Below are 25,351 nucleotides of genomic sequence, written 5' to 3' on the forward strand. Positions count from 1 at the left end.
TCGGTATCATTGCGGACATTCTCAGGTTTATTTGGATGTTCACATGCTGATTGTTTTGTCGCCCGCAAAATCCCTCGATTACAGCACCCCCAGCAAGACAGAAGTCCACACCACCCCCGATTTCATCGATCATTCCGCCGAACTGATCGGCGTCCTGAGGCAGCTGTCGCCGGCCCAGATCGGCAGCATGATGAAAATCTCCGATCCGCTGGCGCAGCTGAACACCGCGCGGTTCGCCTCGTGGTCCAGGAAATTCACCAGCGCCAATTCCAAGCAGGCGATCATGGCGTTCAACGGCGATGTCTACGAAGGCCTGGATGCGCCCTCCCTGAACGCGGCGCAGCTGACCTATGCACAGAGCCGCATCCGGATCCTGTCGGGCTTGTACGGCGTATTGCGGCCGCTGGACCGGATGCAGCCGTACCGGCTGGAGATGGGGACCAGCCTGGCCAATCCGCGCGGCAAGAATCTTTATGCGTTCTGGGGCGACACCGTGACCCAGGCGCTGAACCAGCAGCTGGACGAACAAAAATCCGACACGCTGGTGAACCTGGCTTCGGAAGAATATTTCAAGGTGGTGCGGCCAAAGGTGCTGGCCGCCGGCATCGTCACGCCGGTATTCGAGGATTGGAAAAACGGCAAGTACAAGATCATTTCCTTCTACGCCAAGCGGGCGCGCGGGCTGATGGCGCGTTACGCGGCGCTGAACAAGATCCGCGATGCGGAAAAGCTGAAAGCCTTCGACCTGGACGGTTATCGCTATGTGCCGCAGGATTCCGACGGCGGCCGCTGGATGTTCCGGCGCCGCCTGGCGGAGTGATTGGCGAGATGCGAGTATTGTTGTCTGGCGCGGATTAACTACAAAGGATGAAAAATGGCTGCAACCGAACTTGCCGGATTGGCGGTAACTTACAAGGATATCGCCGCTGCGGCTAAACGCCTTGAGAGCGTTGCTTACAAGACGCCGGTGCTGACTTCCAGCCAGGCCGACCACCAGGCGGACGCCAGCGTATTTTTCAAATGCGAAAATTTCCAGCGGGTGGGCGCCTTCAAGTTCCGCGGCGCCTATAACGCCATCAGCTGCCTCAGCGAAGAGCAGAAGCAGCAGGGCGTGGTGGCTTTTTCATCCGGCAACCATGCGCAAGGCATGGCGCTGGCGGCGCGCATGCTGGGCGTGCACGCAACCATCGTCATGCCAAGCAACGCGCCGGCGATGAAACTGGCGGCGACGCGTGAGTATGGCGCCGAGATCATCCTGTACGACCGCGAGCGCGAAGACCGCGAAGTGATCGCCGCGCAGTTATCTGTTGAGCGCGGCTGCGCCGTGATTCCTGCGTATGACCATGCGGACATGATCGCCGGCCAGGGTACGGCGGCGAAAGAGCTGTTTGATGAAGTGGGGCCGCTCGATTACCTGTTCGTGTGCACCGGCGGCGGCGGCTTGCTGTCCGGCTGCGCCATCGCCGCGGCGCAGCTGTCGCCCGGCTGCATCGTGATCGGCGTCGAGCCGGAGGCGGGCAATGACGCCCAGCAGTCGTTGCGGACCGGCAATATCGTCCACATCCCGGTGCCGGACACGATTGCCGACGGCGCCCAGACGCAGCATATCGGCAAGCTGGTGCTGCCTATCCTGCAGGCATATGTAAAAGACATCGTCACCGTCAGCGACGACCAGCTGCGCACCCAGATGCGCTTTTTTGCCGAGCGCATGAAGATCGTGGTCGAGCCGGCCGGCTGCCTGGCTGCCGCCGCGGTCCTGCACCGGGTGCTGCCGTTTGCGGGAGAGAAGGTTGGAGTCATAGTGAGCGGCGGTAATGTCGATATGGAACTTTTCGCGCGCAGTATTGCTGCTGCGAAACCATTTGCTTGAGCTTCCACAGGCAAAACCGGCCGCCGGCAGAGCCCATGCCGCCCGTCATATATTTCTTGCCGGTTTGACCGCCTTCCCTGCGAAGCGTTAGAATGCCGGGTTATTGAAAACTTGGGCCTCGGTAAATATGCGTCGTAAACTTGTAGCCGGTAACTGGAAAATGAACGGCAGTCTGGTTGCCAATGCTGCATTGCTGGCGGAAATCAAGGCTGGGCTGGCCGCTCCTGCTTGCGACATCGCTGTCTGCGCGCCGGCTCCTTACCTCGCGCAATGCCAGTCCGAGCTTGCCGGATCGGCAATTGCCTGGGGCGCGCAAGATGTTTCCGCGCATGCCGCAGGGGCTTATACCGGCGAAGTCGCGGTCGGCATGTTGCAGGATTTTGCTTGTCAGTACGTTATCGTCGGCCATTCCGAGCGGCGCGCTTATCATGCCGAAAGCGATGAGCTGGTGGCGCAGAAGGCGTTGCGCGCCTTGCAGGCGGGTGTCGTTCCTATCGTGTGCGTCGGCGAGACCCTGGCTGAGCGCGAAGCCGGTCAGACCGATGCAGTCGTAGGGCGGCAGCTGGCGGCGGTGCTGGATGTGCTGGATGCCGCCGACCTGGCCAGGATCGTGGTGGCGTATGAGCCGGTATGGGCGATCGGCACCGGCAAGACGGCGACGCCGCAGATGGCGCAAGATGTGCATTCGGCCTTGCGCGCCAAGCTGGCAGGGAAAAATCCCGCAGCGGCAGTTGAAGTAAGGATTTTGTATGGCGGCAGCATGAAGCCTGACAACGCTGCCGAATTGCTGGCCATGCCGGATATAGACGGCGGCCTGATTGGCGGCGCAGCGTTGAAGGCGGTTGATTTTCTGGCGATTGTCGCTGCAGCCCGGTAATTCGGATTTAGTAAAAATAAAGCATTAACTCTCCTTGGAAATCTATTAAATGAACACAGTATTTAACATCATTGTCATCGTTCAGGTGTTGTCGGCGTTGACGATCATCGGCCTGGTGCTGCTGCAGCATGGCAAAGGCGCCGACATGGGTGCGGCTTTCGGCTCCGGTGCTTCCGGCAGCCTGTTCGGCGCCACCGGCTCTTCGAATTTCCTGTCGAAATCGACCGGCCTGGCGGCAGCGATTTTCTTTATCGCGACACTGGCTCTGGTATACCTCGGCAATCATCGCTCGGCGGTTACCGGCGGCGTGATGGAAAACCTGCCGGCGGCTTCGGCGCCTGCAGCAGCAATTCCAGAGACATCGGCAGCGCCGGCTGCAGCTTCCGCGGCGGCTTCGGGATCGGCTAGCGCGGCGGCTTCAGTGCCGGCGCCATCGACTGGCAGCGCGCAGTCGAATCAAATTCCAAAGTAAGGCTGCTTTCGCAGTGAAATTGCTGACTTTTAATCCGATTGTGCATTGAACAAAAGTACCAAATCAGGTTAAAATACGCGCTTATGCCGACGTGGTGAAATTGGTAGACACGCTATCTTGAGGGGGTAGTGGCGAAAGCTGTGCGAGTTCGAGTCTCGCCGTCGGCACCAAAGAATATGAGGCCAGCAACGGTTGCCCCTGCGCTGGCTTTTTGTCGAGGAACTTGTGGCGTGGTTTGCCGGATTGGGGGCGTCAGGTTTGATCATTCAAACCGGCAAATCATTCTGCAAAGGGGCTGCGAGGGGATAACTCTCTCGTAGCCTCGATTGTTCAAACTACTGGCGCAAAAACGTGAACCTCGAAAATTATTTTCCCGTCCTGCTGTTTATCCTGATCGGTATCGCGGTTGGCATTGCCCCGCAACTGCTGGGTCGCATACTTGGGCCGCACCGGCCTGATTCCCAAAAAACTTCTCCATACGAATGCGGTTTTGAAGCATTCGAAGACGCGCGCATGAAGTTCGATGTGCGTTATTACCTTGTCGCCATTTTGTTCATTTTGTTCGATCTGGAAACCGCATTTTTCTTCCCGTGGGGGGTTGCCATGCGCGACCTCGGTTGGCAGGGCTTTGTCACGATGATGGTGTTTATCGCCGAATTCGTGGTGGGCTTCTGGTACATCTGGAAACGCGGCGCTCTGGATTGGGAGTAAGCCATGTCTATTGAAGGTGTATTGAACGAAGGTTTTGTCACTACTACTGCTGACAAACTGATCAACTGGACCCGCACCGGCTCGCTGTGGCCGATGACTTTCGGCCTGGCCTGCTGCGCCGTCGAAATGATGCATGCCGGCGCCTCGCGCTACGACATGGACCGTTTTGGCGTAATCTTCCGGCCGTCGCCGCGTCAGTCTGACGTGATGATCGTGGCCGGCACGCTGTGCAACAAGATGGCGCCGGCCTTGCGCAAGGTGTACGACCAGATGCCGGAGCCGCGCTGGGTGATTTCCATGGGTTCCTGCGCCAACGGCGGCGGCTACTATCACTACTCGTATTCGGTGGTGCGCGGCTGCGACCGCATCGTGCCGGTCGACATTTACGTGCCGGGCTGCCCGCCGACCGCGGAAGCGCTGCTGTATGGCATCATCCAGCTGCAAAACAAGATTCGCCGCACCAATACGATTGCGCGCTAAGAGAGCACCATGACGACCAAACTGGAAAACCTGGAAGCCGCCGTGCGCAATGCGCTTGGCGACGACCTCCAAAGCCTGGCTGTGGCCTTCGGCGAGATCACGATCGTGGTCAAGGCTGCGAACTACCTGTCGGCGATGCGCGTGCTGCGCGACCACGCCGATACCCGTTTTGAAGAACTGATCGACCTGTGCGGCGTCGATTATTCGACCTATGGCGACGGCGCCTGGGACGGCGCCCGTTTTGCGGCGGTTTCCCATCTGTTGTCGATAGAACACAACTGGCGCCTGCGGGTGCGCGTGTTCGCGCCGGACGACGAGATGCCGCTGCTGGCTTCGCTGACCGATATCTGGCCCTCGGCCAACTGGTACGAGCGCGAAGCATTCGACTTCTTCGGCATCCTGTTCGAAGGCCACAACGACTTGCGCCGCATCCTGACCGACTACGGCTTCATCGGCCATCCGTTCCGCAAGGATTTCCCGGTCTCGGGTTATGTCGAGATGCGCTACGACGCTGAACAAAAACGCGTAATTTATCAACCCGTAACGATCGATCCGCGCGAAATCACGCCGCGGGTGATTCGTGAAGAACATTACGGGATCAAATAATGGCAGAAATCAAGAACTACACGCTGAACTTCGGCCCGCAGCATCCGGCCGCGCACGGCGTTTTGCGCCTGGTGCTGGAGCTGGACGGTGAAGTGATCCAGCGTGCCGACCCGCATATCGGCCTGCTGCATCGCGGCACCGAAAAGCTGGCGGAACAGAAAACCTACCTGCAGTCAGTGCCTTACATGGATCGCCTCGACTACGTGTCGATGATGTGCAACGAGCACGGCTACGTGATGGCGATCGAGCGCCTGCTGGGCCTCGAAGTGCCGCTGCGCGCGCAGTACATCCGCGTCATGTTCGACGAAATTACGCGCCTGCTGAACCACCTGATGTGGATCGGCGCGCATGCGCTCGACGTCGGTGCGATGGCGGTGCTGCTGTACGCATTCCGCGAACGCGAAGACCTGATGGACTGCTACGAAGCCGTTTCCGGCGCCCGCATGCACGCTGCCTATTATCGTCCGGGCGGCGTTTACCGCGACCTGCCGGACACCATGCCGCAGCACAAGGCATCGCTGGTGCGCAACGCCAAGGCGATCAGCGCCCTGAATGAAAACCGCCAGGGTTCGCTGCTGGACTTCATCGAAGATTTCACCGTGCGCTTCCCGAAATACGTGGATGAGTACGAAACCCTGCTGACCGACAACCGCATCTGGAAACAGCGCCTGGTCGGCATCGGCGTGGTGTCGCCGGAGCGCGCCAAAGCGATGGGCTTTACCGGCCCGATGCTGCGCGGTTCAGGCGTCGAGTGGGATTTGCGCAAGAAGCAGCCGTACGAAGTGTACGACTTGCTGGACTTCGACATCCCGGTCGGCAAGAACGGCGATTGCTACGACCGTTATCTGGTGCGGGTGGAAGAAATGCGCCAGTCCAACCGGATCATCAAGCAATGCGTAGAATGGCTGCGCAACAACGGCGGTCCTGTGATGACGACCAACCACAAGGTTGCGCCTTCGTCGCGGATCGACATGAAATCGAACATGGAAGAGCTGATCCATCACTTCAAGCTCTTCACGGAAGGTTTCCATGTGCCGCCGGGCGAAGCGTATGCAGCGGTGGAGCATCCGAAGGGCGAGTTCGGGGTGTACCTGGTATCGGACGGCGCCAACAAGCCTTACCGCCTGAAAATCCGCGCGCCTGGCTTCCCGCACCTGCAAGGTTTGAACGAAATGGCCAAGGGCCACATGATCGCCGATGCCGTCACCATCATCGGTACGCAGGATATCGTGTTCGGTGAGATCGACCGTTAAGGCTGTCGTTATCAATTGCTGTTGGTGCCAAGCAGTCATTGCCACGCAGTTATTACCAACGCAGTTATTACCAACGCAGTTATTACCAATTTAACTACTCGCGCAAAACATCGCGCACGAATGGCCAACACATGTTGTTAAGTCAAGATACATACAAAAAAATCGATCGCGAAGTAGCGAAATTTCCCGCCGACCAGAAACAGTCGGCGGTGATGGCTGCGCTGGCGATTGCGCAGGATGAAAAGGGCTGGCTGGCGCCGGAAACCATGCAGGATGTCGCAGACTACCTGGGCATGCCGGCCATTGCGGTGCAGGAAGTCGCAACCTTTTACAATATGTACAACACCAAGCCGGTCGGCAAGCACAAGATCAGCATCTGCACCAATCTGCCATGCCAGTTGTCCGGCGGCGATCGGGCGGCGGAGCATCTGAAGCGCAAGCTCGGCATCGATTTCCGCGAAACCACCGCAGACGGCCAGTTCACGCTGATTGAAGGCGAGTGCATGGGAGCTTGCGGCGATGCGCCGGTGCTGCTGGTCAATAACAAACGCATGTGCAGCTGGATGTCGAACGAAAAGATTGACGGCTTGCTCAAGGAACTCAGCGAGGTAGCCCCGAAATGACCAGCCTGCACAACCGTCATATCAATCCGCTGATCCTGGCCAACCTGGATGGCGACAACTGGCACTACGCCGATTACGTCAAGCGCGGCGGCTATACCGCCCTCAAGCGCATCCTCTCCGAAGGCATTACCCCGGAACAAGTCATCGCCGAACTGAAGGCCGGTTCGCTGCGCGGCCGCGGCGGCGCCGGTTTCCCGACCGGCCTGAAGTGGAGCTTCATGCCGCGCCAGTTCCCGGGGCAGAAGTACCTGGTCTGCAATACCGACGAAGGCGAGCCGGGCACATTCAAGGACCGCGACATCATCCGCTACAATCCGCATTCGCTGATTGAAGGCATGGCCATCGGCGCTTACGCCATGGGCATTTCGGTCGGCTACAACTACATCCACGGTGAAATCTGGTCCGGCTACGAACGCTTTGAAGAAGCGCTGGACGAGGCACGTGCCGCGGGCGCCTTGGGCGACAAGATTTTCGGCAGCGAATTCAACTTCCAGCTGCATGCATTCCACGGCTACGGCGCATATATCTGCGGCGAAGAAACCGCCTTGCTGGAGTCGCTGGAAGGCAAGAAAGGGCAGCCGCGCTTCAAGCCGCCTTTCCCTGCCAGCTTCGGCCTGTACGGCAAGCCGACCACGATCAACAATACCGAGACTTTCGCAGCCGTGCCGTTCCTGCTGAACATGGGCGGCGCAGCCTACCTGGAACTCGGCAAGCCGAACAACGGCGGCACCAAGATTTTCTCGATCTCGGGCGACGTCGAAAAGCCGGGCAACTACGAAGTGCCGCTGGGCACGCCGTTCGCCAAGCTGATGGAGCTGGCCGGCGGCATGCGCGGCGGCAAGAAGATCAAGGCCGTGATCCCTGGCGGTTCATCCGCACCGGTGATCAAGGGCGACGTCATGATGGACACCGATCTCGATTACGATTCAATCGCCAAGGCCGGCTCCATGCTCGGTTCGGGCGCCGTGATCGTGATGGATGAAACGCGCTGCATGGTGAAATCGCTGCTGCGCCTGTCCTACTTCTACTTTGAAGAATCCTGCGGCCAGTGCACGCCATGCCGCGAAGGCACCGGCTGGCTGTACCGCCTGGTGCACCGGATTGAAACCGGCCACGGCCGTCCGGAAGACATGGACCTGCTGGATACGGTCGCAGGCAACATCATGGGCCGCACCATCTGTGCGCTCGGCGATGCTGCAGCGATGCCGGTGCGCGGCTTCCTGAAGAATTATCGCGAAGAATTTGAATATCACATCGAGCATAAGCATTGCTTGGTGCCGGCATACGTTTAAGCCTGCGCAAGCAGCGTGCAAAACACTTAGGCAAGAAAAGCAAAAGCCATGGTTGAAATCGAAATAGACGGCAAGAAAGTGGAAGTCCAAGAGGGCAGCATGGTAATGGATGCTGCCAACAAGATCGGCACTTACATTCCACACTTCTGCTATCACAAAAAACTCTCCATCGCGGCCAACTGCCGCATGTGCCTGGTCGAGGTGGAAAAAGCGCCGAAGGCGCTGCCGGCCTGCGCCACGCCGGTGACTGCCGGCATGATCGTGCGCACCGCCAGCGAAAAGGCCACCACCGCGCAAAAGAGCGTGATGGAATTCCTGCTGATTAACCATCCCCTGGATTGCCCGATCTGCGACCAGGGCGGCGAATGCCAGTTGCAGGACCTGGCGGTCGGCTACGGCAAATCGTCTTCCCGCTACGAAGAAGAGAAGCGTGTCGTGGCGCCGAAAGACGCCGGTCCGCTGATCTCGATGCAGGAAATGAGCCGTTGCATCCAATGCACGCGTTGCGTCCGCTTCGGCCAGGAAATCGCCGGCGTGATGGAGTTCGGCATGGTCGGCCGCGGCGAACACTCGGAGATCACCACGTTCGTCGGCAAGACTGTCAATTCCGAACTGTCGGGCAACATGATCGACCTGTGCCCGGTCGGCGCGCTGACATCCAAGCCTTTCCGCTACAGCGCCCGTACCTGGGAATTGTCGCGCCGCAAATCGGTCAGCCCGCATGATGGCCTGGGCGCCAACCTGGTGGTGCAAGTCAAGTCCGGCAAGGTGATGCGTGTGCTGCCGCTGGAAAACAACGACGTCAACGAATGCTGGCTGTCGGACAAGGATCGCTTCGCCTATGAAGGCCTGAACAGCGATGAGCGCCTGACCAGGCCGATGCTGAAGCAGGACGGCAAGTGGCAGGAAGTGGAATGGCAAACCGCGCTGGAATATGTGGCGCACGGCCTGCGCAACATCCGCCATGAGCATGGCGCTGACGCCATCGCTGCCGTCGGCACACCGTATTCGACGCTGGAAGAATTGTCGCTGCTGCAAAAAGTGACGCGCGGCCTGGGTTCGGAAAACATCGATTTCCGCCTGCGCCAGTCAGACTTCGCACTGGATGGCAAAGTCATGCCATGGCTGGGTATGTCGATCAACGAATTCGCACAGCTGGACCGCACTTTCATCATCGGCTCGTTCCTGCGCAAGGATCATCCGCTGCTGTCAGCACGGCTGCGCCTGGGTATCAAGCGCGGCGCCAAGCTGAGCATCCTGCATGCCACCGACGATGACCTGCTGATGCCGGTCGCCAACAAGATGATCGTGGCGCCGTCGGCCTGGCTGTCGGCGCTGGGACAGGTGGCCGCCGCCGTGGCGCAAGCCAAGGGCGTGGCCGCGCCTGCCGGTTTCGAAAATGCCGAAGTGTCGGCTGAAGCCAAGCAAACCGCCGCCAGCCTGCTGTCCGGCGAATCCAAGGCAGTATTGCTGGGCAACGCTGCCGCACAGCATCCGCAAGCTTCGCAACTGCACGCAGTGGCGCAGTGGATCGCAGAGCAGGCCGGCACGAAGTTCGGTTACCTGACCGAAGCCGGCAACACCGTCGGCGGCTACTGGGCCAACGCCCTGCCTGCAGCGGGCAAGGGCCGTAACGCACAACAGATTTTCGCGCAGCCGCACAAAGCGTATGTGCTGCTGAACGCCGAACCGGAGCTGGACAGTTTCGACCCGCAAACGGCAGTTGCAGCGCTGAAGCAAGCCGAGATGGTTGTGACCCTGTCGGCGTATAAGCACGGTGCTGAATACTCCGACGTGCTGCTGCCGATCGCGCCGTTCACCGAAACCTCCGGCACTTTCGTCAACTGCGAAGGCCGCGCCCAAAGCTTTAACGGCACCGTCCGCCCAATGGGCGATGCCCGTCCGGCATGGAAGGTGCTGCGTGTGCTGGGCAACCTGCTGGGCTTGCCTGGTTTTGACTACGATACTTCCGAAGCGATCCGCGATGAAGTGCTGGGTACCGGCGAAGTCGCCGAAGCTAACCTGGCCGCACGCCTGAACAACTTCAGCGACCTGGCTCCGCAGGCTGCGGCCCAAGCCGCCAACGGCGCGCTGGAACGCATCGCCGATGTGCCTATCTATTTTGGCGATGCAGTGGTGCGCCGCGCGGTTTCGCTGCAGGAAACCGTTGACGGCCAGGCGCCGCAGGCATGGCTGTCGGCCGCACTGGCTGCAAAACTGGGTATCGCCGCCGGCGATCGCGTCAACCTCAAACAAGGGCAGGGCGCTGCCGCGCTGACAGCGGCGATCGATCCTGCGCTGCCGGAAAATGTGGTGCGGGTAGCCGCTGCGCATGCCTCGACCTCGGCCCTGGGCGGAATGTTTGGTTCTATCGTAGTGGAGAAAGCATGATGGATCACTTCATCGCCGTCATCAATGCCACCGGCGCCGACTGGTTCGGCTTCATCTGGCCGCTGGTCTGGAACCTGATCAAGATCATCGTCGTAGTCGTGCCGCTGCTGTTGTGCGTGGCCTACATGACTTATTGGGAACGCAAGCTGATCGGCTGGATGCATATCCGCCTCGGCCCTAACCGCGTCGGCCCGGCTGGTTTGCTGCAACCTATCGCCGACGCCCTCAAGCTGCTGCTGAAGGAAGTCACGCTGCCGGCGCGCGCCAACAAGGTACTGTTCTTCATTGCCCCGATCATGACCATCATGCCGGCGCTGGCCGCCTGGGCAGTGGTGCCGTTCGGTCCGGAAACCGTGCTGGCCAACGTCAACGCCGGCCTGCTGTTCGTGATGGCGATCACTTCGATGGAAGTCTACGGCGTGATCATCGCCGGCTGGGCATCCAACTCCAAGTACGCCTTCCTCGGCGCGATGCGCGCTTCGGCGCAGATGGTGTCCTACGAGATCGCCATGGGTTTTGCGCTGGTCATCGTGCTGATGGTGTCCGGCAGCCTGAACCTGATCGATATCGTGATGGCGCAAAGCAAGGGCTACTTCTACGACCACGGCGTCGGTTTCCTGTCGTGGAACTGGCTGTCCCTGCTGCCGGTGTTCCTGATTTATTTTATCTCGGGCATCGCTGAAACCAACCGCCATCCGTTCGACGTGGTGGAAGGCGAATCGGAAATCGTCGCCGGCCACATGATCGAATACTCGGGCATGTCGTTCGCGATGTTCTTCCTGGCCGAATACGCCAACATGATCCTGGTCTCGATCCTGACCACGCTGCTGTTCATGGGCGGCTGGGCTTCGCCGCTGGCGATGCTGGACTGGATTCCGGGCTGGATCTGGCTCGGCGCCAAGACCTTCTTCATGCTGTCGGTGTTTATCTGGGTGCGTGCCTCGTTCCCGCGTTATCGCTATGACCAGATCATGCGTCTCGGCTGGAAAGTGTTCATCCCCTTGATTCTCGCCTACCTGGTGATTGTCGCTGCCTGGATTCAAAGTCCATGGAATATCTGGAAGTAATGGAAGGTTAGTGAAAATGGAAGCCATCAAGGATTTTTTCGGCAGTCTGATGCTGCTGGAGTTGCTCAAAGGGTTGCGGCTGACAGGCCGCTACCTGTTCGCCCGCAAGATTACGGTGCTGTTCCCGGAAGAGAAGACGCCGCAATCGCCGCGTTTCCGCGGCCTGCACGCGCTGCGCCGCTATCCGAACGGCGAAGAACGCTGCATCGCCTGCAAGCTGTGCGAAGCGGTTTGCCCGGCAATGGCGATCACGATCGAGTCGGAGCAGCGCGCCGACGGTTCGCGCCGCACCACGCGTTACGACATCGACCTGACCAAGTGCATTTTCTGCGGTTTCTGCGAAGAGTCTTGCCCGGTCGATTCGATCGTCGAGACCCACATCCTGGAATACCACGGTGAAAAGCGCGGCGACCTGTACTACACCAAGGAAATGCTGCTGGCCGTGGGGGATCGCTACGAACCCGAGATTGCCGCGGCGCGTGCTGCGGATGCTGCATATCGCTAACTGTTTGATTAGTTGGGGACAGAGTAATTCGTCGCGCTACGGCGACTCTTAAACTCTGTCCCGCAATTTGTTTATAGGCCATTATGGAATTTAAGACCTTCTTGTTCTACGCGTTTTCGGTGGTGCTGGTAATCGCCGCCTTGCGCGTGATTACCGCACGCAATCCAGTGCACGCCGCGTTGTTCCTGGTATTGTCGTTTTTCTCCGCGGCCGGCATCTGGATGCTGCTGAAAGCCGAGTTCCTGTCCATCGTGCTGGTGCTGGTGTATGTCGGCGCGGTGATGGTGCTGTTCCTGTTCGTGGTGATGATGCTGGATATCAACCTGGACAAGATGCGAGAGGGATTCTGGGGCTACTTCCCGCTGGCGGCGACCGTCGGCACCGTCATCGTGCTGGAAATGGCCGCGGTCATCTTCCACGGCTTCCAGGGTTCCGAATCCGATGTTCCTGCCATCTCGGCCAACATCGGCAACACCAAGGAACTGGGCAAGCTGATCTACACCGAATACGTGTACGCCTTTGAAATCGCTGCGGTCATCCTGCTGGTGGCGATCGTCGCCGCGGTTGCCCTGACGCTGCGCCGCCGCAAGGATAGCAAGTATTTCTCGCCTTCCGCGGCAGTCAAGGTCAAGAGCAGCGACCGGGTGCGCATCGTGAAGATGAAATCGGAAGCCAAGGTCGACCCGGTTGCGCCTGCGAATCCTGCTGCAACCCCGCCGGCCGCACCAGCGGCTCCACAAAAATAACAAGGACGCACCATGGCAATTTCTCTCGCTCATTATCTGATCCTTGGCGCGATCCTGTTTTCGATCGGCATTGTCGGCATTTTCCTGAACCGCAAGAACCTGATCGTGTTGCTGATGGCAATCGAACTGATGCTGCTGGCGGTGAACATGAACTTCATCGCCTTCTCGTATTACCTGGGCGATGCGGCCGGACAGATTTTCGTTTTCTTCATCCTTACCGTAGCAGCTGCCGAGTCGGCGATCGGCCTGGCGATCCTGGTGGCGTTGTTCCGTAACCTGGACACCATCAACGTGGAAGACCTGGACAGCCTTAAGGGCTAAGAGGCTTGTCTCCCGCGAACCCAGGTTTGCGGGGGCAGGCAGGTAAAGAATACACAGACAAATAACGAATAAAGATAAGGTTCATCATGGCGGGGCAACTTAACCCACAATTACTTCTTGCCGTACCGTTGGCGCCCCTGGCTGGCGCTGCGATCGCGGGCTTATTCGGCACCAAATTCTTCGGCAACCTGGTCGGACGCAAGACCTCGCATACGGTCACGATCCTGGGCGTGCTGGTCGCCCTGATCATTTCCGTGCAGACCTTGCTGGCGGTGATCGACGGCGCCAGCTTCAACGGCACCTTGTACACCTGGATGACGGTCGGCGGCGTCAAGCTGGAAATCGGCTTCCTGATCGACAGCCTGACGGCCATGATGATGTGCGTGGTGACCTTTGTCTCGCTGATGGTGCATATCTACACCATCGGCTACATGCAGGACGACGAAGGCTACAACCGTTTCTTCGCCTATATCTCCCTGTTCACGTTCTCGATGCTGATGCTGGTCATGAGCAACAACTTCCTGCAGCTGTTCTTCGGCTGGGAAGCGGTGGGCCTGGTGTCGTACCTGCTGATCGGTTTCTGGTATACCCGTCCGACTGCGATTTTCGCCAACATGAAAGCGTTCCTGGTCAACCGCGTCGGCGACTTCGGCTTCATTCTCGGCATCGGCTTGCTGCTGGCGTATTCCGGTTCGATGAACTACAGCGAAGTGTTCGCGCAAAAAGGCATGCTGGCGCAATTGACGCTGCCGGGCAGCGACTGGATGCTGCTGACAGTGGCCTGCATCTGCCTGTTCATCGGCGCCATGGGCAAGTCGGCGCAGTTCCCGCTGCACGTCTGGCTGCCGGACTCGATGGAAGGCCCGACCCCGATTTCCGCGCTGATCCACGCCGCCACCATGGTGACCGCCGGCATCTTCATGGTGACCCGCATGTCGCCGCTGTTCGAGCTGTCCGACACCGCCTTGTCCTTCATCCTGATCATCGGCTCGATTACCGCCTTGTTCATGGGTTTCCTCGGCGTGATCCAGACCGACATCAAACGCGTGGTGGCGTATTCGACCCTGTCGCAGCTCGGCTACATGACCGTGGCCCTGGGCGCTTCGGCCTACTCGGTTGCGGTTTTCCACCTGATGACGCACGCTTTCTTCAAGGCCTTGCTGTTCCTTGGCGCCGGTTCGGTCATCATCGGTTTGCACCACGACCAGGACATGCGCAACATGGGCGGCCTGCGTAAATACATGCCGATTACCTGGATCACTTCGCTGGTCGGTTCGCTGGCGCTGATCGGCACGCCGTTCTTCTCCGGTTTCTACTCGAAGGACAGCATCATCGAAGCGGCGCATGCGTCGACCCTGTTCGGTTCCGGCTTTGCCTATTTCGCCGTGCTGGCAAGCGTGTTTGTCACCGCTTTCTACTCGTTCCGCATGTATTTCATGGTGTTCCATGGCGAAGAGCGTTTCGGCAAGGCCCATGACGGCCACGATGCTCATGCTGCGCATGCCGCCAACGACGCCCATGCGGCGCATGGCGGCCACGACGATCATCACGGCGAGGCAGAAGAAGAGCACGAACACCACGGCCTGGCTCCTGGCCAGAAACCGCACGAGTCGCCTTGGGTGGTGACTTTGCCGCTGATCCTGCTGGCGATCCCGTCGGCCGTCATCGGTTTCCTGGCGATCGAACCGATGTTGTACGGCAGCTTCTTCAAGGACGTGATTTTCGTCAACGAAGCGCACCATGCAATGGAAGAACTGCGGCACGAATTCCACGGCCCGGTCAGCATGGTCAGCCATGCCTTTGCATCGGCGCCGCTGTGGCTGGCGATCGCCGGCGTGGCGGCAGCGTATTACTGCTACATGGTCAATCCGCGCCTGCCTGCGGCGATCAAGCAGAAGGCTGGTCCGATCTTCACGCTGCTCGACAATAAATACTATATGGACAAATTCAACGACGTGGTGTTTGCCGGCGGCGCCCGCCTGCTGGGCCGCGGCTTGTGGAATGCCGGCGACCGTGGCCTGATCGACGGCCTGATCGTCAATGGCAGCGCCAAGGCAGTCAGCTGGTTCTCGAAAATTACCCGTCTCTGGCAGTCCGGATATATCTATCACTACGCATTCGTGATGATTATCGGGGTGCTGGGTTTCCTGGTCTGGTTCATGCCGTTTCCGTTTGCCAAGTAAGCTGGCGAAGCAACTCAGTTAGGTAGAGCAATAATAAATATGTCAACTTTCCCTCTTCTCAGCCTCGCGATCTGGTGCCCGGTCGCGTTCGGTATCCTGGTCCTGGCAGTCGGCCGCGACGATAATCCAACCCTGGTGCGTTGGCTGTCGCTGCTCGGCGCAGCAGTCAGCTTCGTGGTGACGCTGCCCCTGGTCAGCCAGTTCGACAACGCTTTCCATGGCATGCAGTTCGTTGAAAAGACCACCTGGATCGACCGTTTCAACGTCAACTACTACCTGGGCATCGACGGCATTTCCCTGTGGTTCGTGCCGTTGACGGCGTTCATCACCGTACTGGTGGTGATCTCCGCCTGGCAAGTGATCGAGAAAAAAGTCGCGCAGTACATGGGCGCTTTCCTGATCCTGTCAGGCCTGATGATCGGCGTCTTCTGCGCGCTGGACGGCATGCTGTTCTACGTGTTCTTCGAAGCGACGCTGATCCCGATGTTCATCATCGTCGGCGTCTGGGGCGGCGCCAACCGCGTCTACGCAGCGATCAAGTTCTTCCTGTACACCCTGATGGGTTCGCTGCTGATGCTGATCGCGCTGCTGTATCTGTATATCCAGTCGGGCGGCAGTTTCGAGATCCTGACCTGGCACCAGCTGCCGCTGACAATGACGGCGCAGGTCCTTATTTTCCTGGCTTTCCTGATGGCGTTTGCCGTCAAGGTGCCGATGTGGCCGGTGCATACCTGGCTGCCGGATGCCCACGTGGAGGCGCCGACCGGCGGTTCCGTGGTGCTGGCGGCCATCATGCTGAAGCTGGGCGGTTACGGCTTCCTGCGTTTCTCGCTGCCGATCACGCCTGACGCCAGCCATTACCTGGCCGGTTTCATCATCACCTTGTCGCTGATCGCCGTGATCTATATCGGCCTGGTGGCGCTGGTGCAAAACGACATGAAAAAGCTGATCGCCTATTCGTCGATCGCCCACATGGGTTTCGTTACCCTCGGTTTCTTCATTTTCAACGAAATCGGCGTGCAGGGCGGCATCGTGCAAATGATCTCGCACGGTTTTGTGTCGGGCGCGATGTTCCTTTGCATCGGCGTCCTGTATGACCGCATGCATACCCGCCAGATCGCCGAATACGGCGGCGTGGTCAACGTCATGCCGCGTTTCGCCGCCTTGTTCGTGCTGTTCTCGCTGGCCAATTCCGGCCTGCCAGGCACCTCCGGTTTCGTCGGCGAGTTCATGGTGATCCTGGGCGCGGTCAAGTTCAATTTCTGGATCGGCCTGCTGGCGGCGACGGCCTTGATCCTGGGCGCGGCGTATTCGCTGTGGCTGGTCAAGCGCGTGGTGTTCGGCGCCATCACCAATTCGCATGTGAAAGAAATGCTGGACCTGAACAAGCGTGAGTTCGTCATGCTGGGCGTGCTGGCGATTGCCGTCATCGCGATGGGCGTGTATCCGGCGCCGTTCACCGATGCGATGCAAGTGTCGGTGGCCGATCTGCTGAAGCATGTCGCGGTCACCAAGTTAAACTGATTACATAGCGTACGCGTTGCATAAAAAATAAGCGGCAAATAAATGAATAACATGAATCTGATCCCTGTTTATCCGGAAATCTTTCTGCTGATCGCGACGTCTGTCGTGCTGCTGATCGATATGTTTGTTTCGGATGCCAAGCGCTACCTCACTTACTACCTGACGCTGGCCGTGCTGGCCGTGTGTTTCGTACTGACGTTCGGCGCATTCCAGAGCGGGGAGACGGTCTATACCTTCCACAACATGTTTGTCTCGGACCCTTTGAGCAGCCTGTTGAAGCTGGTGTCCTACGTGGCGGTGGCGATGACGCTGGTGTATTCGCGCCGTTATGTGAACGAGCGCGGCATGGTCAGCGGCCATCTCGGCGGCGAGTTCTACCCGCTGGCGCTGTTTACCCTGCTGGGCCAGATGGTGATGATCTCGGGCAGCAATTTCCTCAGCATCTACCTGGGCCTGGAACTGATGTCCCTGTCGCTGTATGCACTGGTGGCATTGCGGCGCGACAGCGCCAATGCGACCGAAGCGGCCATGAAGTATTTCGTGCTGGGCGCGATGGCTTCCGGTTTCCTGCTGTACGGGATGTCGATGCTGTATGGCGCCACCGGTTCGCTCGACCTGATCGAAGTTACCCGTGCAGCATCCTCCGGCGGCATCAACGCGACCGTGCTGGTGTTCGGCGTGGTGTTCATTGTCGCCGGCCTCGCGTTCAAGCTGGGCGCGGTGCCGTTCCACATGTGGGTGCCTGACGTCTACCAGGGTGCGCCGACTGCCGTCACCCTGCTGCTGGGCGGCGCGCCGAAGCTGGCCGCTTTTGCGATCTGCTTCCGCCTGCTGGTGGAAGCGCTGTTGCCGCTGGCGACCGACTGGCAGCAAATGCTGGTGGTGCTGGCGGTGCTGTCGATGGCGATCGGCAACATCACCGCGATTGCCCAGACCAATATCAAGCGCATGCTGGCTTATTCGACCATTTCCCACATGGGCTTCATGCTGCTCGGCCTGCTGGCCGGGGTAGTCGACGGCAACCTGTTCTCGACCGCCAATGCCTATAGCTCGGCCATGTTCTATTCGATCACTTACGTGATGACCACGCTCGGCACTTTCGGCGTCATCATGCTGCTGGCGCGTTCCGGTTTCGAAGCGGAAAACATGGACGACTTCAAAGGCTTGAACCAGCGCAGCCCGTGGTTCGCCGCGGTGATGCTGGTCCTGATGCTGTCGTTGGCGGGGATTCCGCCGCTGATGGGTTTCTACGCCAAGCTATCGGTGCTGCAAGCCGTGCTTGGCACCGGCAGCGGCCAGCTGTGGCTGGTGGTGGTGGCGGTACTGTTCTCGCTGATCGGCGCCTACTACTACCTGCGCGTCATCAAGCTGATGTATTTCGACGAACCGCAAGACAGCTCGCCGATCGTGGCCCACCTCGATGTCCGGGTATTGCTCAGCCTGAACGGCTTGGCGGTGCTGGTGCTGGGCCTGTGGCCAGGCTGGCTGATGGATGCCACCACCACGGCCATCGTGAAAACCCTGACCGCCTTCCTTGGCAGAGTGGTGCAGTAACTTCGTGAATGCCTCTCTCTCCAGCTGGTTCGTGATCCTGTTGGCGCTGCTGGCTGCCAACCTGCCGTTCATCAACGAACGCGTGTTTGCCCTGGTGCCGCTCAAATCGGGTGGCCAGGCGGCGTCCAAGCCGGTCTGGGTGCGCTTGCTTGAGCTGTTTGCCTTGTATGCGCTGGTTGGTCTGTTTGCCCATGTGCTGGAAGCGAATATCGGCAATACCTTTAGCCAGGGCTGGGAATTTTATGCCGTAACCGGCTGCATGTTCCTGGTGCTGGCCTATCCTGGCTACGTGCTGCGCTATCTGAAAAAGCACCGCTGAACCGGCTTCGTGCCTGGCGTCGGGCGGCCCGGCCAGCGCCTGCATTACAATCTTCTTCTCGTCTGCCTTATCTTCCCTCGGAGTACCCGCATGGATAGCCACCTGAAAGAAACCCGGATTGCCAGCGCCGAAGCCTATGACGGCAACTTCCTCAAAGTGCAGCGCGATACGGTGCAGCTGCCCGACGGCAAGGCGACCACGCGCGAATACATCAAGCATCCCGGTGCGGTAGTCATCCTGCCGCTGTTCGAGGACGGCACGGTCTTGCTTGAGCGGCAATACCGCTATCCGCTGGAACGCGTGTTCATCGAATATCCGGCCGGGAAGATCGATCCGGGCGAAGATCACCTGGCCTGCGCCAAGCGTGAATTGCTGGAAGAAACCGGCTACACCGCTACCGAATGGCAGCACGTCTGCACCATCCACAATGCGATTGCCTATTCCGACGAACATCTGGAGCTGTACCTGGCGCGCGGCCTGGCCGGCGGCGAGCGCAAGCTGGACGACGGCGAATTCCTGGACGTCTTCAAGGCGCCGCTGACGGATATGCTGGACTGGGTGAGGGAAGGCAAGGTCACCGACGTCAAGACCGTGATCGGCACGTTCTGGCTTGAAAAAATTGTCGCCGGCGATTGGAAGCTGCCTTAAGGCAGGATAGGGATTGCCCCAGATCCGTCGGCAAGCGGGCGGGACATAAAAAAGGCTGCATACGCAGCCTTTTTCGCACATCACATGTTCGGATAGTTCGGCCCGCCGCCGCCTTCCGGCGTCACCCACACGATATTCTGCGTCGGATCCTTGATGTCGCAGGTTTTGCAATGCACGCAGTTTTGCGCATTGATCTGCAGCCGTTCGGTATTGTCTTCATTGGTCACGAATTCATACACGCCGGCAGGGCAGTAGCGCGCTTCCGGCCCCGCATAGTCGCGCAGGTTGACGTTGACCGGCACGTTCGGATCCTTCAAGGTCAGGTGGATCGGCTGGTCTTCGGCATGGTTGGTGTTGGAGATGAACACCGACGACAGGCGGTCGAAGGTCAGCTTGCCGTCCGGTTTCGGATACTTGATCGGCGCGTAATTGGCCGCCGGCTTCAGGCATTCATGGTCGGCATGGGTGTGGCGCAGGGTCCATGGCGCTTTGCCGCCGAACACGACCTGGTCGATGCCGACCATCAGGGTGCCGAGATACAGGCCCTTGCTCATCCACGGCTTGAAGTTGCGCGCCTTGTGCAGTTCCTGGTGCAGCCAGGACTGCTCAAATGCCGCGCCATAGGCCGTCAGCTCGTCGAACTGGCGGTTGTTGCCCAGGGCTTCGAAGGCAGCGTTGGCGGCCAGCATGCCGGTCTTGATGGCGGCGTGGCTGCCTTTGATGCGGCTGGCGTTGAGGAAGCCGGCGTCGCAGCCGATCAGGGCGCCGCCGGGGAAAGTCAGCTTGGGCAGCGATTGCAGGCCGCCGGCGGTAATCGCGCGGGCGCCGTAGGAAATGCGCTTGCCGCCTTGGAAAAATTTGCTGATTTCCGGATGCGTCTTGTAGCGCTGGAATTCTTCGTAAGGCGACAGGTAGGGATTTTCGTAAGCCAGGCCGACCACGTAGCCGACCGCAACCTGGTTGTTTTCCAGGTGGTACAGGAAAGAGCCGCCGTAGGTCTGGGTATCCAGCGGCCAGCCTGCGGTATGCACCACCAGGCCCGGCTGGTGCAGCTTGGGATCGATTTCCCACAATTCCTTGATGCCGATCGCATAGGTTTGCGGATCCTTGCCCTTGTTCAGGTCGAATTTCGCCATCAGCTGCTTGCCCAGGTGGCCGCGCGCGCCTTCGGCAAACAAGGTGTACTTGGCGTGCAGCTCCATGCCCAGCTGGAAGGCATCGGTAGGCTGGCCATGGCGGTCCACGCCCATGTTGCCGGTGGCGACGCCCTTGACCGAGCCATCCTCGTTGTACAGCACTTCGGCCGCCGGGAAGCCCGGGAAAATTTCCACGCCCAGGATCTCCGCCTGCTGGCCCAGCCAGCGCACCACGTTGGCCAGCGAGATGACGTAATTGCCATGGTTCTGGAAGCAGGCCGGCAGCATCCAGTTAGGCGTCTTGTAGGCTTTTTTCTCGGTCAGGAACAGGAAACGGTCTTCGCTGACTTCGGTGGTCAGCGGCGCACCCAGCTCTTTCCAGTTTGGCAGCAGTTCGGTCAGCGCCTGCGGGTCCATCACCGCACCGGACAGGATATGGGCGCCGATTTCGCTGCCTTTTTCCAGCACGCAGACTGATACTTCGCGTCCTTTTTCGGCAGCCTGCTGTTTCAGCCGGATCGCCGCCGCCAGGCCGGCCGGCCCGCCGCCGACCACCACCACGTCATATTCCATGGCTTCGCGCGGACCGTATTGTTCCAGGAGATTCTGCTGGTTCTGCCCTTGGGTTGGAGTCATTGTCTCTTTACCTATAATTAATTTTCGAACGGATGTGCTAATTGTCCGGGATTTTGCGGCAGAATGCTAGCAGGCAGGCTAGTGTTGTTCCTCGCCTGCAGGACGCCAATTTACAGTATTGAGGAAAGTCAGGGCAATGGAAAACAGAAAACACATCCATACCACGCGCATCGCCATGCGCTGGGGCGACATGGATGCGCTCGGCCACGTCAACAACACCGTGTATTTCCGCTACATGGAGCAGGCTCGTATCGAGTGGCTGCAGCAGATCGGCAGCGATTTCAATGCGCGCCACGGGCCGGTGCTGGTCAATGCCCAATGCAGTTTCCTGCGGCAATTGAAATATCCCTGCGAAGTCGAAGTCAAATCCTACATCGGCGCCGTCGGCCGCTCCAGTTTCGAGGCCAGCTACGAAATCCGCCGCGCCGATTTGCCGGAAGTGGTGTTTGCCGAAGGCACGGCGAAGATCGTCTGGGTCGATTTCGACCTGGAAAAATCGATGCCCCTGCCTGACGACCTGCGCAAGTTGCTGCTCGATCCCGCGCCTGCGGCCTGAATACTAAACGCCTTCGCTCTGGGCAATGCCCAGCAGGCGGTGCACCAGTTCGCTGGAGGTCGACGCCGTGAACTTCTTCATCAGGTTGGCCCGGTGCATCTCCACCGTGCGCGGGCTGAGGCCGATCTGCTTGCCGATCAGCTTGCTGGTCTTGCCCTCCACCAGCAGCGCCGCGATTTCCCGCTCGCGCGGCGACAGCGTGGATGAGGCGCGGCGTTTTTCACTCAGGTCTTCAAAGGTCCAGATGCCCGCGGCGTGGGTGTCTTCCGGCACCAGGGCGTGGCCGGTGACGTGGCACCAGAACAGCTCGCCGTTGGCGCGCCGCATGATCCGTTCGTCGGAATAGATGCCCTTGGCGTTCATGATCGGTACGATGCGGGCGCCGGTGCGCTCGAACTCGTCCTGGGTCGGGTACAGCACCTTGAACGACTCGCCGTTCAGTTCGCCCGGCAGGTAGCCGAACATGCGCGCCAGCGCCAGGTTGCAGACCTGCATGATGCGGCGTTCAGAGACGCACATGCCGATCGGCGCGTGCGCAAAGATGGTTTCATAATCGACGGCTAAATTAGGCAATGGCACTTGGCAGATCAGTCTGGTGTTGGTTTCGTATTTTTACGGTATTGTTGCAAGCAGCGCTTCGTCATATGCTAACAGACTGCACGCAAAGCAATAATAGTTGGAGTTTACACAAACAGGAGGCATTGGCATGAACAAAGTTTATCCTGACGCGGCAAGCGCGTTGGCCGGCATAGTCAAAGATGGCCAGACCATCGCCGTAGGCGGCTTCGGCCTGTGCGGCATCCCTGAAGCGCTGATCCTGGCGCTGCGCAATTCGGCGGTGCAGAACCTGACTGCGATATCGAACAACGCCGGCGTCGACGGTTTCGGCCTGGGGCAATTGCTGGCGACGCGCCAGATCAAGAAAATGATCGCCTCGTATGTCGGCGAGAACAAGGAATTCGAACGGCAGTACCTGGCTGGCGAACTGGAGCTTGAATTCACGCCGCAAGGCACGCTGGCGGAAAAGCTGCGCGCCGGCGGCGCCGGCATCCCGGCGTTTTTCACCAAGACCGGCGTCGGCACGCTGGTCGCCGAAGGCAAGGAAATCCGCGAATTCGACGGCGCCAAGTACGTGATGGAACGTTCGCTGGTGGCCGACATTTCCCTGGTCAAAGCCTACAAGGCGGACCGCAGCGGCAACCTGGTGTTCAACAAGACTGCCCGCAATTTCAATCCTAACGTGGCCATGGCCGGCAAGATCACCGTGGTGGAAGTCGAGCATCTGGTGGAGGTCGGCGAGATCGATCCCGACCAGGTGCATACGCCTGGCATATTTGTCCACCGCATCGTGGTCAATGCGACGCCGGAAAAGCGTATCGAACAGCGTACTGTCCGCACTGCATAACCTAGAGAATACGGAGAACGACATGGCATGGACACGTGACGAAATGGCCGCGCGCGCGGCAAAGGAATTGCAGGACGGGTTTTACGTCAACCTCGGCATCGGCTTGCCGACCCTGGTGGCGAACCATGTGCCGCAAGAGATAGAAGTCTGGCTGCAGTCGGAGAACGGCCTGCTGGGCATCGGCCCGTTCCCGACCGACGACGCGGTCGATCCCGACCTGATCAACGCCGGCAAGCAGACTGTGACTTCGCTGCCCGGATCCTCGTATTTCAGCTCGGCGGATTCGTTCGCCATGATACGCGGCGGCAAAATCAATATCGCCATCCTCGGTGCAATGCAGGTTTCCAAAAACGGCGACCTGGCGAACTGGATGATCCCCGGCAAGATGGTCAAGGGCATGGGCGGCGCCATGGACCTGGTGGCCGGCGTGGGCAGGGTAGTGGTGCTGATGGAGCACGTCGCCAAGTCCAAGGACGGTTCGACTTCGCACAAGATCCTTGATGCCTGCAACCTGCCGCTGACCGGCGTCGGCGTCGTCAACCGCATCATCACCGACCTCGGCGTGCTGGATGTGACGCCGCAAGGGTTGAAAGTGATCGAGCTGGCGCCGGGCGTGAGCCAGCAGGACATCATCGAACAGACTGGCGCGCCATTGGAGATCGCACTGGCGCAATGACCCGGACGCAGTCGTAGGGAAGCGGCGTTTGACACCAGGTGTCAAACGCCGTTTTTTATTGCGTCATATGCTTGAGAGCGGCGTGCAACAGCTTTTTAGCGGGATTTTCGGACTTCGCCGCGTACGGGAGCGTGCAAGGGTGGGGCCATATGCGATAAGATGTTGCATATACGCAAAGCAAAACATATTGTCCGACCATCGTTTTGCCTGTCGCCACCCATCAAGTTCGACCGCAACGGGATTGCAATGACCATCGCCACCCACAAATCTGTCCAGTGTATTTCCCCCGCCGGCCTGCATAAAATGGCCTACCAGGAATGGGGCGATCCGCATAATCCGAATGTGCTGCTGTGCCTGCATGGCGTGACCCGGGTATCGGACGATTTCGACCAGCTGGCGCGCACGGTGTGCGATACCTACCGGGTGGTGTGCCCGGACGTGGTCGGCCGCGGCCGTTCCGGGTGGCTGCGCGACCCGCAATATTATGTGCTGCCGCAGTACCTGAACGATGTGGTCACCTTGCTGGCCCGGCTCAATGCCGAAACCGTCGACCTGGTCGGCACCTCGATGGGCGGCCTGATCGGCATCGGCCTGGCGTCCCTGCCGGAAAACCCGATACGCAAGCTGGTGCTGAACGACATCGGCCCGAGCCTGAATGCCGAGGCGATGGGGCGCATCGGCGCTTATATCGGCGCCGACATGCGTTTTGCCACGTTCGACGAAGCGGCCGCCTATGTGCGCGCCATCTCGGCCTCGTTCGGCCCGCATACCGACGCCGAATGGCACAAGCTGGCCAGCGATGTATTGCGCCAGAACGCGGACGGCCAGTGGATCCGCCACTACGACTTGAAACTGGCCCAGCCTTTCATTTCGACCAGCGAAGAAACCTTCAGGCTGTCCGAACAGCTGCTGTGGAAAGCGTACCAGGCGATCACTTGCCCCACGTTGCTGGTGCGCGGCGCCGAATCCGACCTGCTGTCGCCCGAGACGGCCCGCATCATGACGGAAAGCGGACCAAAAGCCAAATTGGTGGAACTGGCCGGCGTCGGCCATGCTCCAACCTTTTTGCATATCGACCAGATAAAAGTCGTCACCGATTTCCTGATCGGCTGATTTGTTAATGTTCAATTGAGGAGACGAAATATGACTATCCAGCGCCTGCACGTCGGCAAGAGACTTTCGGAAGTCGCCATCCATAACGGCACGGTCTACCTGGCCGGCCAGCTGGCCGAAGACACCACCCAGAACATCGAGGGCCAGACGCGCGAATCGCTCGGCCATATCGACCGCCTGCTGGCCGAAGCCGGCAGCGACAAGCATCACATCCTGTCCTGCCAGATCTACCTGGCCGACGTCAAGGATTTCGATGGCATGAATGCGGTCTGGGACAGCTGGGTTTCGGCCGACAACGCACCGCCGCGGGCAACGGTGGAAGCCAAGCTGGCGCGTTCGGAAATCCTGATAGAAATTATCGTGGTCGCAGCACAAAAATAAAGATGT

The 25,351-nt window shown here is 59.5% G+C and carries 27 protein-coding genes and 1 tRNA gene; 26 read left to right on the plus strand and 2 right to left on the minus strand.

Annotation, left to right across the window (positions count from 1 at the left end):
* The first annotated feature begins 43 nt into the window (after nucleotides 1-43).
* From yaaA to V8G57_RS01005, 21 genes are all read left to right on the plus strand, one after another.
* The gene (yaaA, locus tag V8G57_RS00905; RefSeq protein WP_342827808.1) at nucleotides 44-820 is read left to right on the plus strand and encodes a peroxide stress protein YaaA; all 777 of its coding nucleotides are present in this window, start codon (nucleotides 44-46) and stop codon (nucleotides 818-820) included.
* Nucleotides 821-874: 54 nt separating this feature from the next.
* Complete coding sequence (locus tag V8G57_RS00910; RefSeq protein ID WP_342827809.1) at nucleotides 875-1,870, plus strand: threo-3-hydroxy-L-aspartate ammonia-lyase; 996 nt, start codon at nucleotides 875-877, stop codon at nucleotides 1,868-1,870.
* 127 nt (nucleotides 1,871-1,997) lie between these two features.
* Complete coding sequence (gene tpiA / locus V8G57_RS00915) at nucleotides 1,998-2,747, plus strand: triose-phosphate isomerase (protein ID WP_144736021.1); 750 nt, start codon at nucleotides 1,998-2,000, stop codon at nucleotides 2,745-2,747.
* Between the two features lie 49 nt (nucleotides 2,748-2,796).
* A complete protein-coding gene (secG, locus tag V8G57_RS00920; RefSeq protein ID WP_092399624.1) occupies nucleotides 2,797-3,219 on the plus strand; it encodes a preprotein translocase subunit SecG in 423 nt (140 codons plus the stop codon).
* Nucleotides 3,220-3,304: 85 nt separating this feature from the next.
* Nucleotides 3,305-3,389 (plus strand) — tRNA-Leu (locus V8G57_RS00925).
* 181 nt (nucleotides 3,390-3,570) lie between these two features.
* A complete protein-coding gene (locus tag V8G57_RS00930) occupies nucleotides 3,571-3,930 on the plus strand; it encodes an NADH-quinone oxidoreductase subunit A (protein WP_092399622.1) in 360 nt (119 codons plus the stop codon).
* A gap of 3 nt (nucleotides 3,931-3,933) precedes the next feature.
* Nucleotides 3,934-4,410, plus strand: coding sequence for a NuoB/complex I 20 kDa subunit family protein (locus V8G57_RS00935; protein ID WP_014005578.1), 477 nt, complete (start codon nucleotides 3,934-3,936; stop codon nucleotides 4,408-4,410).
* Nucleotides 4,411-4,419: 9 nt separating this feature from the next.
* On the plus strand, nucleotides 4,420-5,016 hold the full coding sequence (locus tag V8G57_RS00940; protein ID WP_092399620.1) for an NADH-quinone oxidoreductase subunit C: 597 nt from the start codon (nucleotides 4,420-4,422) through the stop codon (nucleotides 5,014-5,016).
* The gene (locus V8G57_RS00945; RefSeq protein WP_092399618.1) at nucleotides 5,016-6,269 is read left to right on the plus strand and encodes an NADH-quinone oxidoreductase subunit D; all 1,254 of its coding nucleotides are present in this window, start codon (nucleotides 5,016-5,018) and stop codon (nucleotides 6,267-6,269) included. Before V8G57_RS00940 ends, V8G57_RS00945 begins: the two co-directional genes overlap by 1 nt.
* Nucleotides 6,270-6,400: 131 nt before the next feature.
* Nucleotides 6,401-6,892: an NADH-quinone oxidoreductase subunit NuoE gene (gene nuoE / locus V8G57_RS00950; protein ID WP_342827811.1), complete on the plus strand. Its 492-nt coding sequence runs from the start codon at nucleotides 6,401-6,403 to the stop codon at nucleotides 6,890-6,892.
* Nucleotides 6,889-8,184, plus strand: coding sequence for an NADH-quinone oxidoreductase subunit NuoF (gene nuoF / locus V8G57_RS00955; RefSeq protein ID WP_014005582.1), 1,296 nt, complete (start codon nucleotides 6,889-6,891; stop codon nucleotides 8,182-8,184). The genes nuoE and nuoF overlap by 4 nt, the downstream gene beginning before the upstream one ends.
* A 48-nt stretch (nucleotides 8,185-8,232) precedes the next feature.
* Nucleotides 8,233-10,575, plus strand: a complete 2,343-nt coding sequence (gene nuoG, locus V8G57_RS00960; RefSeq protein WP_342827813.1) for an NADH-quinone oxidoreductase subunit NuoG — start codon at nucleotides 8,233-8,235, stop codon at nucleotides 10,573-10,575.
* Complete coding sequence (nuoH, locus tag V8G57_RS00965) at nucleotides 10,575-11,642, plus strand: NADH-quinone oxidoreductase subunit NuoH (protein WP_342828050.1); 1,068 nt, start codon at nucleotides 10,575-10,577, stop codon at nucleotides 11,640-11,642. Before nuoG ends, nuoH begins: the two co-directional genes overlap by 1 nt.
* 16 nt (nucleotides 11,643-11,658) lie before the next feature.
* A complete protein-coding gene (gene nuoI, locus V8G57_RS00970) occupies nucleotides 11,659-12,147 on the plus strand; it encodes an NADH-quinone oxidoreductase subunit NuoI (protein ID WP_014005585.1) in 489 nt (162 codons plus the stop codon).
* A gap of 83 nt (nucleotides 12,148-12,230) precedes the next feature.
* Nucleotides 12,231-12,893: an NADH-quinone oxidoreductase subunit J gene (locus V8G57_RS00975; RefSeq protein WP_342827814.1), complete on the plus strand. Its 663-nt coding sequence runs from the start codon at nucleotides 12,231-12,233 to the stop codon at nucleotides 12,891-12,893.
* A 12-nt stretch (nucleotides 12,894-12,905) separates the two neighbouring features.
* Nucleotides 12,906-13,214, plus strand: a complete 309-nt coding sequence (gene nuoK / locus V8G57_RS00980) for an NADH-quinone oxidoreductase subunit NuoK (protein WP_014005587.1) — start codon at nucleotides 12,906-12,908, stop codon at nucleotides 13,212-13,214.
* 86 nt (nucleotides 13,215-13,300) lie between these two features.
* On the plus strand, nucleotides 13,301-15,397 hold the full coding sequence (gene nuoL / locus V8G57_RS00985; RefSeq protein ID WP_342827815.1) for an NADH-quinone oxidoreductase subunit L: 2,097 nt from the start codon (nucleotides 13,301-13,303) through the stop codon (nucleotides 15,395-15,397).
* Nucleotides 15,398-15,430: 33 nt separating this feature from the next.
* A complete protein-coding gene (locus V8G57_RS00990) occupies nucleotides 15,431-16,921 on the plus strand; it encodes an NADH-quinone oxidoreductase subunit M (RefSeq protein WP_342828051.1) in 1,491 nt (496 codons plus the stop codon).
* 42 nt (nucleotides 16,922-16,963) lie between these two features.
* Nucleotides 16,964-18,475: an NADH-quinone oxidoreductase subunit NuoN gene (gene nuoN, locus V8G57_RS00995; protein ID WP_342827817.1), complete on the plus strand. Its 1,512-nt coding sequence runs from the start codon at nucleotides 16,964-16,966 to the stop codon at nucleotides 18,473-18,475.
* 4 nt (nucleotides 18,476-18,479) lie between these two features.
* Complete coding sequence (locus tag V8G57_RS01000) at nucleotides 18,480-18,794, plus strand: DUF2818 family protein (RefSeq protein ID WP_342827818.1); 315 nt, start codon at nucleotides 18,480-18,482, stop codon at nucleotides 18,792-18,794.
* Nucleotides 18,795-18,884: 90 nt separating this feature from the next.
* Nucleotides 18,885-19,442, plus strand: coding sequence for an NUDIX domain-containing protein (locus tag V8G57_RS01005; protein WP_092399604.1), 558 nt, complete (start codon nucleotides 18,885-18,887; stop codon nucleotides 19,440-19,442).
* A gap of 80 nt (nucleotides 19,443-19,522) precedes the next feature.
* Here V8G57_RS01005 and V8G57_RS01010 read toward each other — a convergent pair whose 3' ends face one another.
* Nucleotides 19,523-21,214 (minus strand): electron transfer flavoprotein-ubiquinone oxidoreductase, encoded by a 1,692-nt coding sequence (locus V8G57_RS01010; RefSeq protein WP_342827819.1) that lies wholly within the window; start codon nucleotides 21,212-21,214, stop codon nucleotides 19,523-19,525.
* 136 nt (nucleotides 21,215-21,350) lie between these two features.
* On the opposite strand from V8G57_RS01010, the gene V8G57_RS01015 reads away from it, so the two are divergent.
* Nucleotides 21,351-21,770, plus strand: coding sequence for an acyl-CoA thioesterase (locus tag V8G57_RS01015; RefSeq protein ID WP_342827820.1), 420 nt, complete (start codon nucleotides 21,351-21,353; stop codon nucleotides 21,768-21,770).
* Nucleotides 21,771-21,773: 3 nt separating this feature from the next.
* Here the strand turns inward: V8G57_RS01015 and V8G57_RS01020 are convergent, their stop codons facing one another.
* Nucleotides 21,774-22,349, minus strand: a complete 576-nt coding sequence (locus tag V8G57_RS01020; protein ID WP_092399598.1) for a LuxR C-terminal-related transcriptional regulator — start codon at nucleotides 22,347-22,349, stop codon at nucleotides 21,774-21,776.
* Nucleotides 22,350-22,476: 127 nt separating this feature from the next.
* Here V8G57_RS01020 and V8G57_RS01025 point away from each other — a divergent pair, with 127 nt between their 5' ends.
* The 4 genes from V8G57_RS01025 (at nucleotide 22,477) to V8G57_RS01040 (ending at nucleotide 25,345) form a co-directional block, all read left to right on the plus strand.
* Nucleotides 22,477-23,175 carry a CoA transferase subunit A gene (locus V8G57_RS01025; protein WP_092399596.1) on the plus strand — a complete coding sequence of 233 codons (699 nt, stop codon included), beginning with the start codon at nucleotides 22,477-22,479 and terminating at the stop codon, nucleotides 23,173-23,175.
* A gap of 22 nt (nucleotides 23,176-23,197) precedes the next feature.
* A complete protein-coding gene (locus V8G57_RS01030; RefSeq protein WP_092399594.1) occupies nucleotides 23,198-23,851 on the plus strand; it encodes a 3-oxoacid CoA-transferase subunit B in 654 nt (217 codons plus the stop codon).
* A 246-nt stretch (nucleotides 23,852-24,097) separates the two neighbouring features.
* Entirely contained in the window at nucleotides 24,098-24,964 is an 867-nt protein-coding gene (locus V8G57_RS01035) for an alpha/beta fold hydrolase (RefSeq protein WP_144736037.1), read from the plus strand.
* 30 nt (nucleotides 24,965-24,994) lie between these two features.
* A complete protein-coding gene (locus V8G57_RS01040) occupies nucleotides 24,995-25,345 on the plus strand; it encodes a RidA family protein (RefSeq protein ID WP_092399592.1) in 351 nt (116 codons plus the stop codon).
* Nucleotides 25,346-25,351 lie beyond the last annotated feature (6 nt).

This window comes from Collimonas rhizosphaerae (assembly GCF_038896935.1).
GTDB classification, from domain to species: Bacteria; Pseudomonadota; Gammaproteobacteria; order Burkholderiales; family Burkholderiaceae_D; genus Collimonas; species Collimonas rhizosphaerae.

What these genes read in the sequence shown, in the direction of transcription:
- yaaA (WP_342827808.1), top strand. Translation starts at nt 44, where the DNA reads ATGCTGATTGTTTTGTCGCCCGCAAAATCCCTCGATTACAGCACCCCC.
- V8G57_RS00910 (WP_342827809.1), top strand. Translation starts at nt 875, where the DNA reads ATGGCTGCAACCGAACTTGCCGGATTGGCGGTAACTTACAAGGATATC.
- tpiA (WP_144736021.1), top strand. Translation starts at nt 1,998, where the DNA reads ATGCGTCGTAAACTTGTAGCCGGTAACTGGAAAATGAACGGCAGTCTG.
- secG (WP_092399624.1), top strand. Translation starts at nt 2,797, where the DNA reads ATGAACACAGTATTTAACATCATTGTCATCGTTCAGGTGTTGTCGGCG.
- V8G57_RS00935 (WP_014005578.1), top strand. Translation starts at nt 3,934, where the DNA reads ATGTCTATTGAAGGTGTATTGAACGAAGGTTTTGTCACTACTACTGCT.
- V8G57_RS00940 (WP_092399620.1), top strand. Translation starts at nt 4,420, where the DNA reads ATGACGACCAAACTGGAAAACCTGGAAGCCGCCGTGCGCAATGCGCTT.
- V8G57_RS00945 (WP_092399618.1), top strand. Translation starts at nt 5,016, where the DNA reads ATGGCAGAAATCAAGAACTACACGCTGAACTTCGGCCCGCAGCATCCG.
- nuoE (WP_342827811.1), top strand. Translation starts at nt 6,401, where the DNA reads ATGTTGTTAAGTCAAGATACATACAAAAAAATCGATCGCGAAGTAGCG.
- nuoF (WP_014005582.1), top strand. Translation starts at nt 6,889, where the DNA reads ATGACCAGCCTGCACAACCGTCATATCAATCCGCTGATCCTGGCCAAC.
- nuoG (WP_342827813.1), top strand. Translation starts at nt 8,233, where the DNA reads ATGGTTGAAATCGAAATAGACGGCAAGAAAGTGGAAGTCCAAGAGGGC.
- nuoH (WP_342828050.1), top strand. Translation starts at nt 10,575, where the DNA reads ATGGATCACTTCATCGCCGTCATCAATGCCACCGGCGCCGACTGGTTC.
- nuoI (WP_014005585.1), top strand. Translation starts at nt 11,659, where the DNA reads ATGGAAGCCATCAAGGATTTTTTCGGCAGTCTGATGCTGCTGGAGTTG.
- V8G57_RS00975 (WP_342827814.1), top strand. Translation starts at nt 12,231, where the DNA reads ATGGAATTTAAGACCTTCTTGTTCTACGCGTTTTCGGTGGTGCTGGTA.
- nuoK (WP_014005587.1), top strand. Translation starts at nt 12,906, where the DNA reads ATGGCAATTTCTCTCGCTCATTATCTGATCCTTGGCGCGATCCTGTTT.
- nuoL (WP_342827815.1), top strand. Translation starts at nt 13,301, where the DNA reads ATGGCGGGGCAACTTAACCCACAATTACTTCTTGCCGTACCGTTGGCG.
- nuoN (WP_342827817.1), top strand. Translation starts at nt 16,964, where the DNA reads ATGAATAACATGAATCTGATCCCTGTTTATCCGGAAATCTTTCTGCTG.
- V8G57_RS01005 (WP_092399604.1), top strand. Translation starts at nt 18,885, where the DNA reads ATGGATAGCCACCTGAAAGAAACCCGGATTGCCAGCGCCGAAGCCTAT.
- V8G57_RS01010 (WP_342827819.1), bottom strand. Translation starts at nt 21,214, where the DNA reads ATGACTCCAACCCAAGGGCAGAACCAGCAGAATCTCCTGGAACAATAC.
- V8G57_RS01015 (WP_342827820.1), top strand. Translation starts at nt 21,351, where the DNA reads ATGGAAAACAGAAAACACATCCATACCACGCGCATCGCCATGCGCTGG.
- V8G57_RS01025 (WP_092399596.1), top strand. Translation starts at nt 22,477, where the DNA reads ATGAACAAAGTTTATCCTGACGCGGCAAGCGCGTTGGCCGGCATAGTC.
- V8G57_RS01030 (WP_092399594.1), top strand. Translation starts at nt 23,198, where the DNA reads ATGGCATGGACACGTGACGAAATGGCCGCGCGCGCGGCAAAGGAATTG.
- V8G57_RS01035 (WP_144736037.1), top strand. Translation starts at nt 24,098, where the DNA reads ATGACCATCGCCACCCACAAATCTGTCCAGTGTATTTCCCCCGCCGGC.
- V8G57_RS01040 (WP_092399592.1), top strand. Translation starts at nt 24,995, where the DNA reads ATGACTATCCAGCGCCTGCACGTCGGCAAGAGACTTTCGGAAGTCGCC.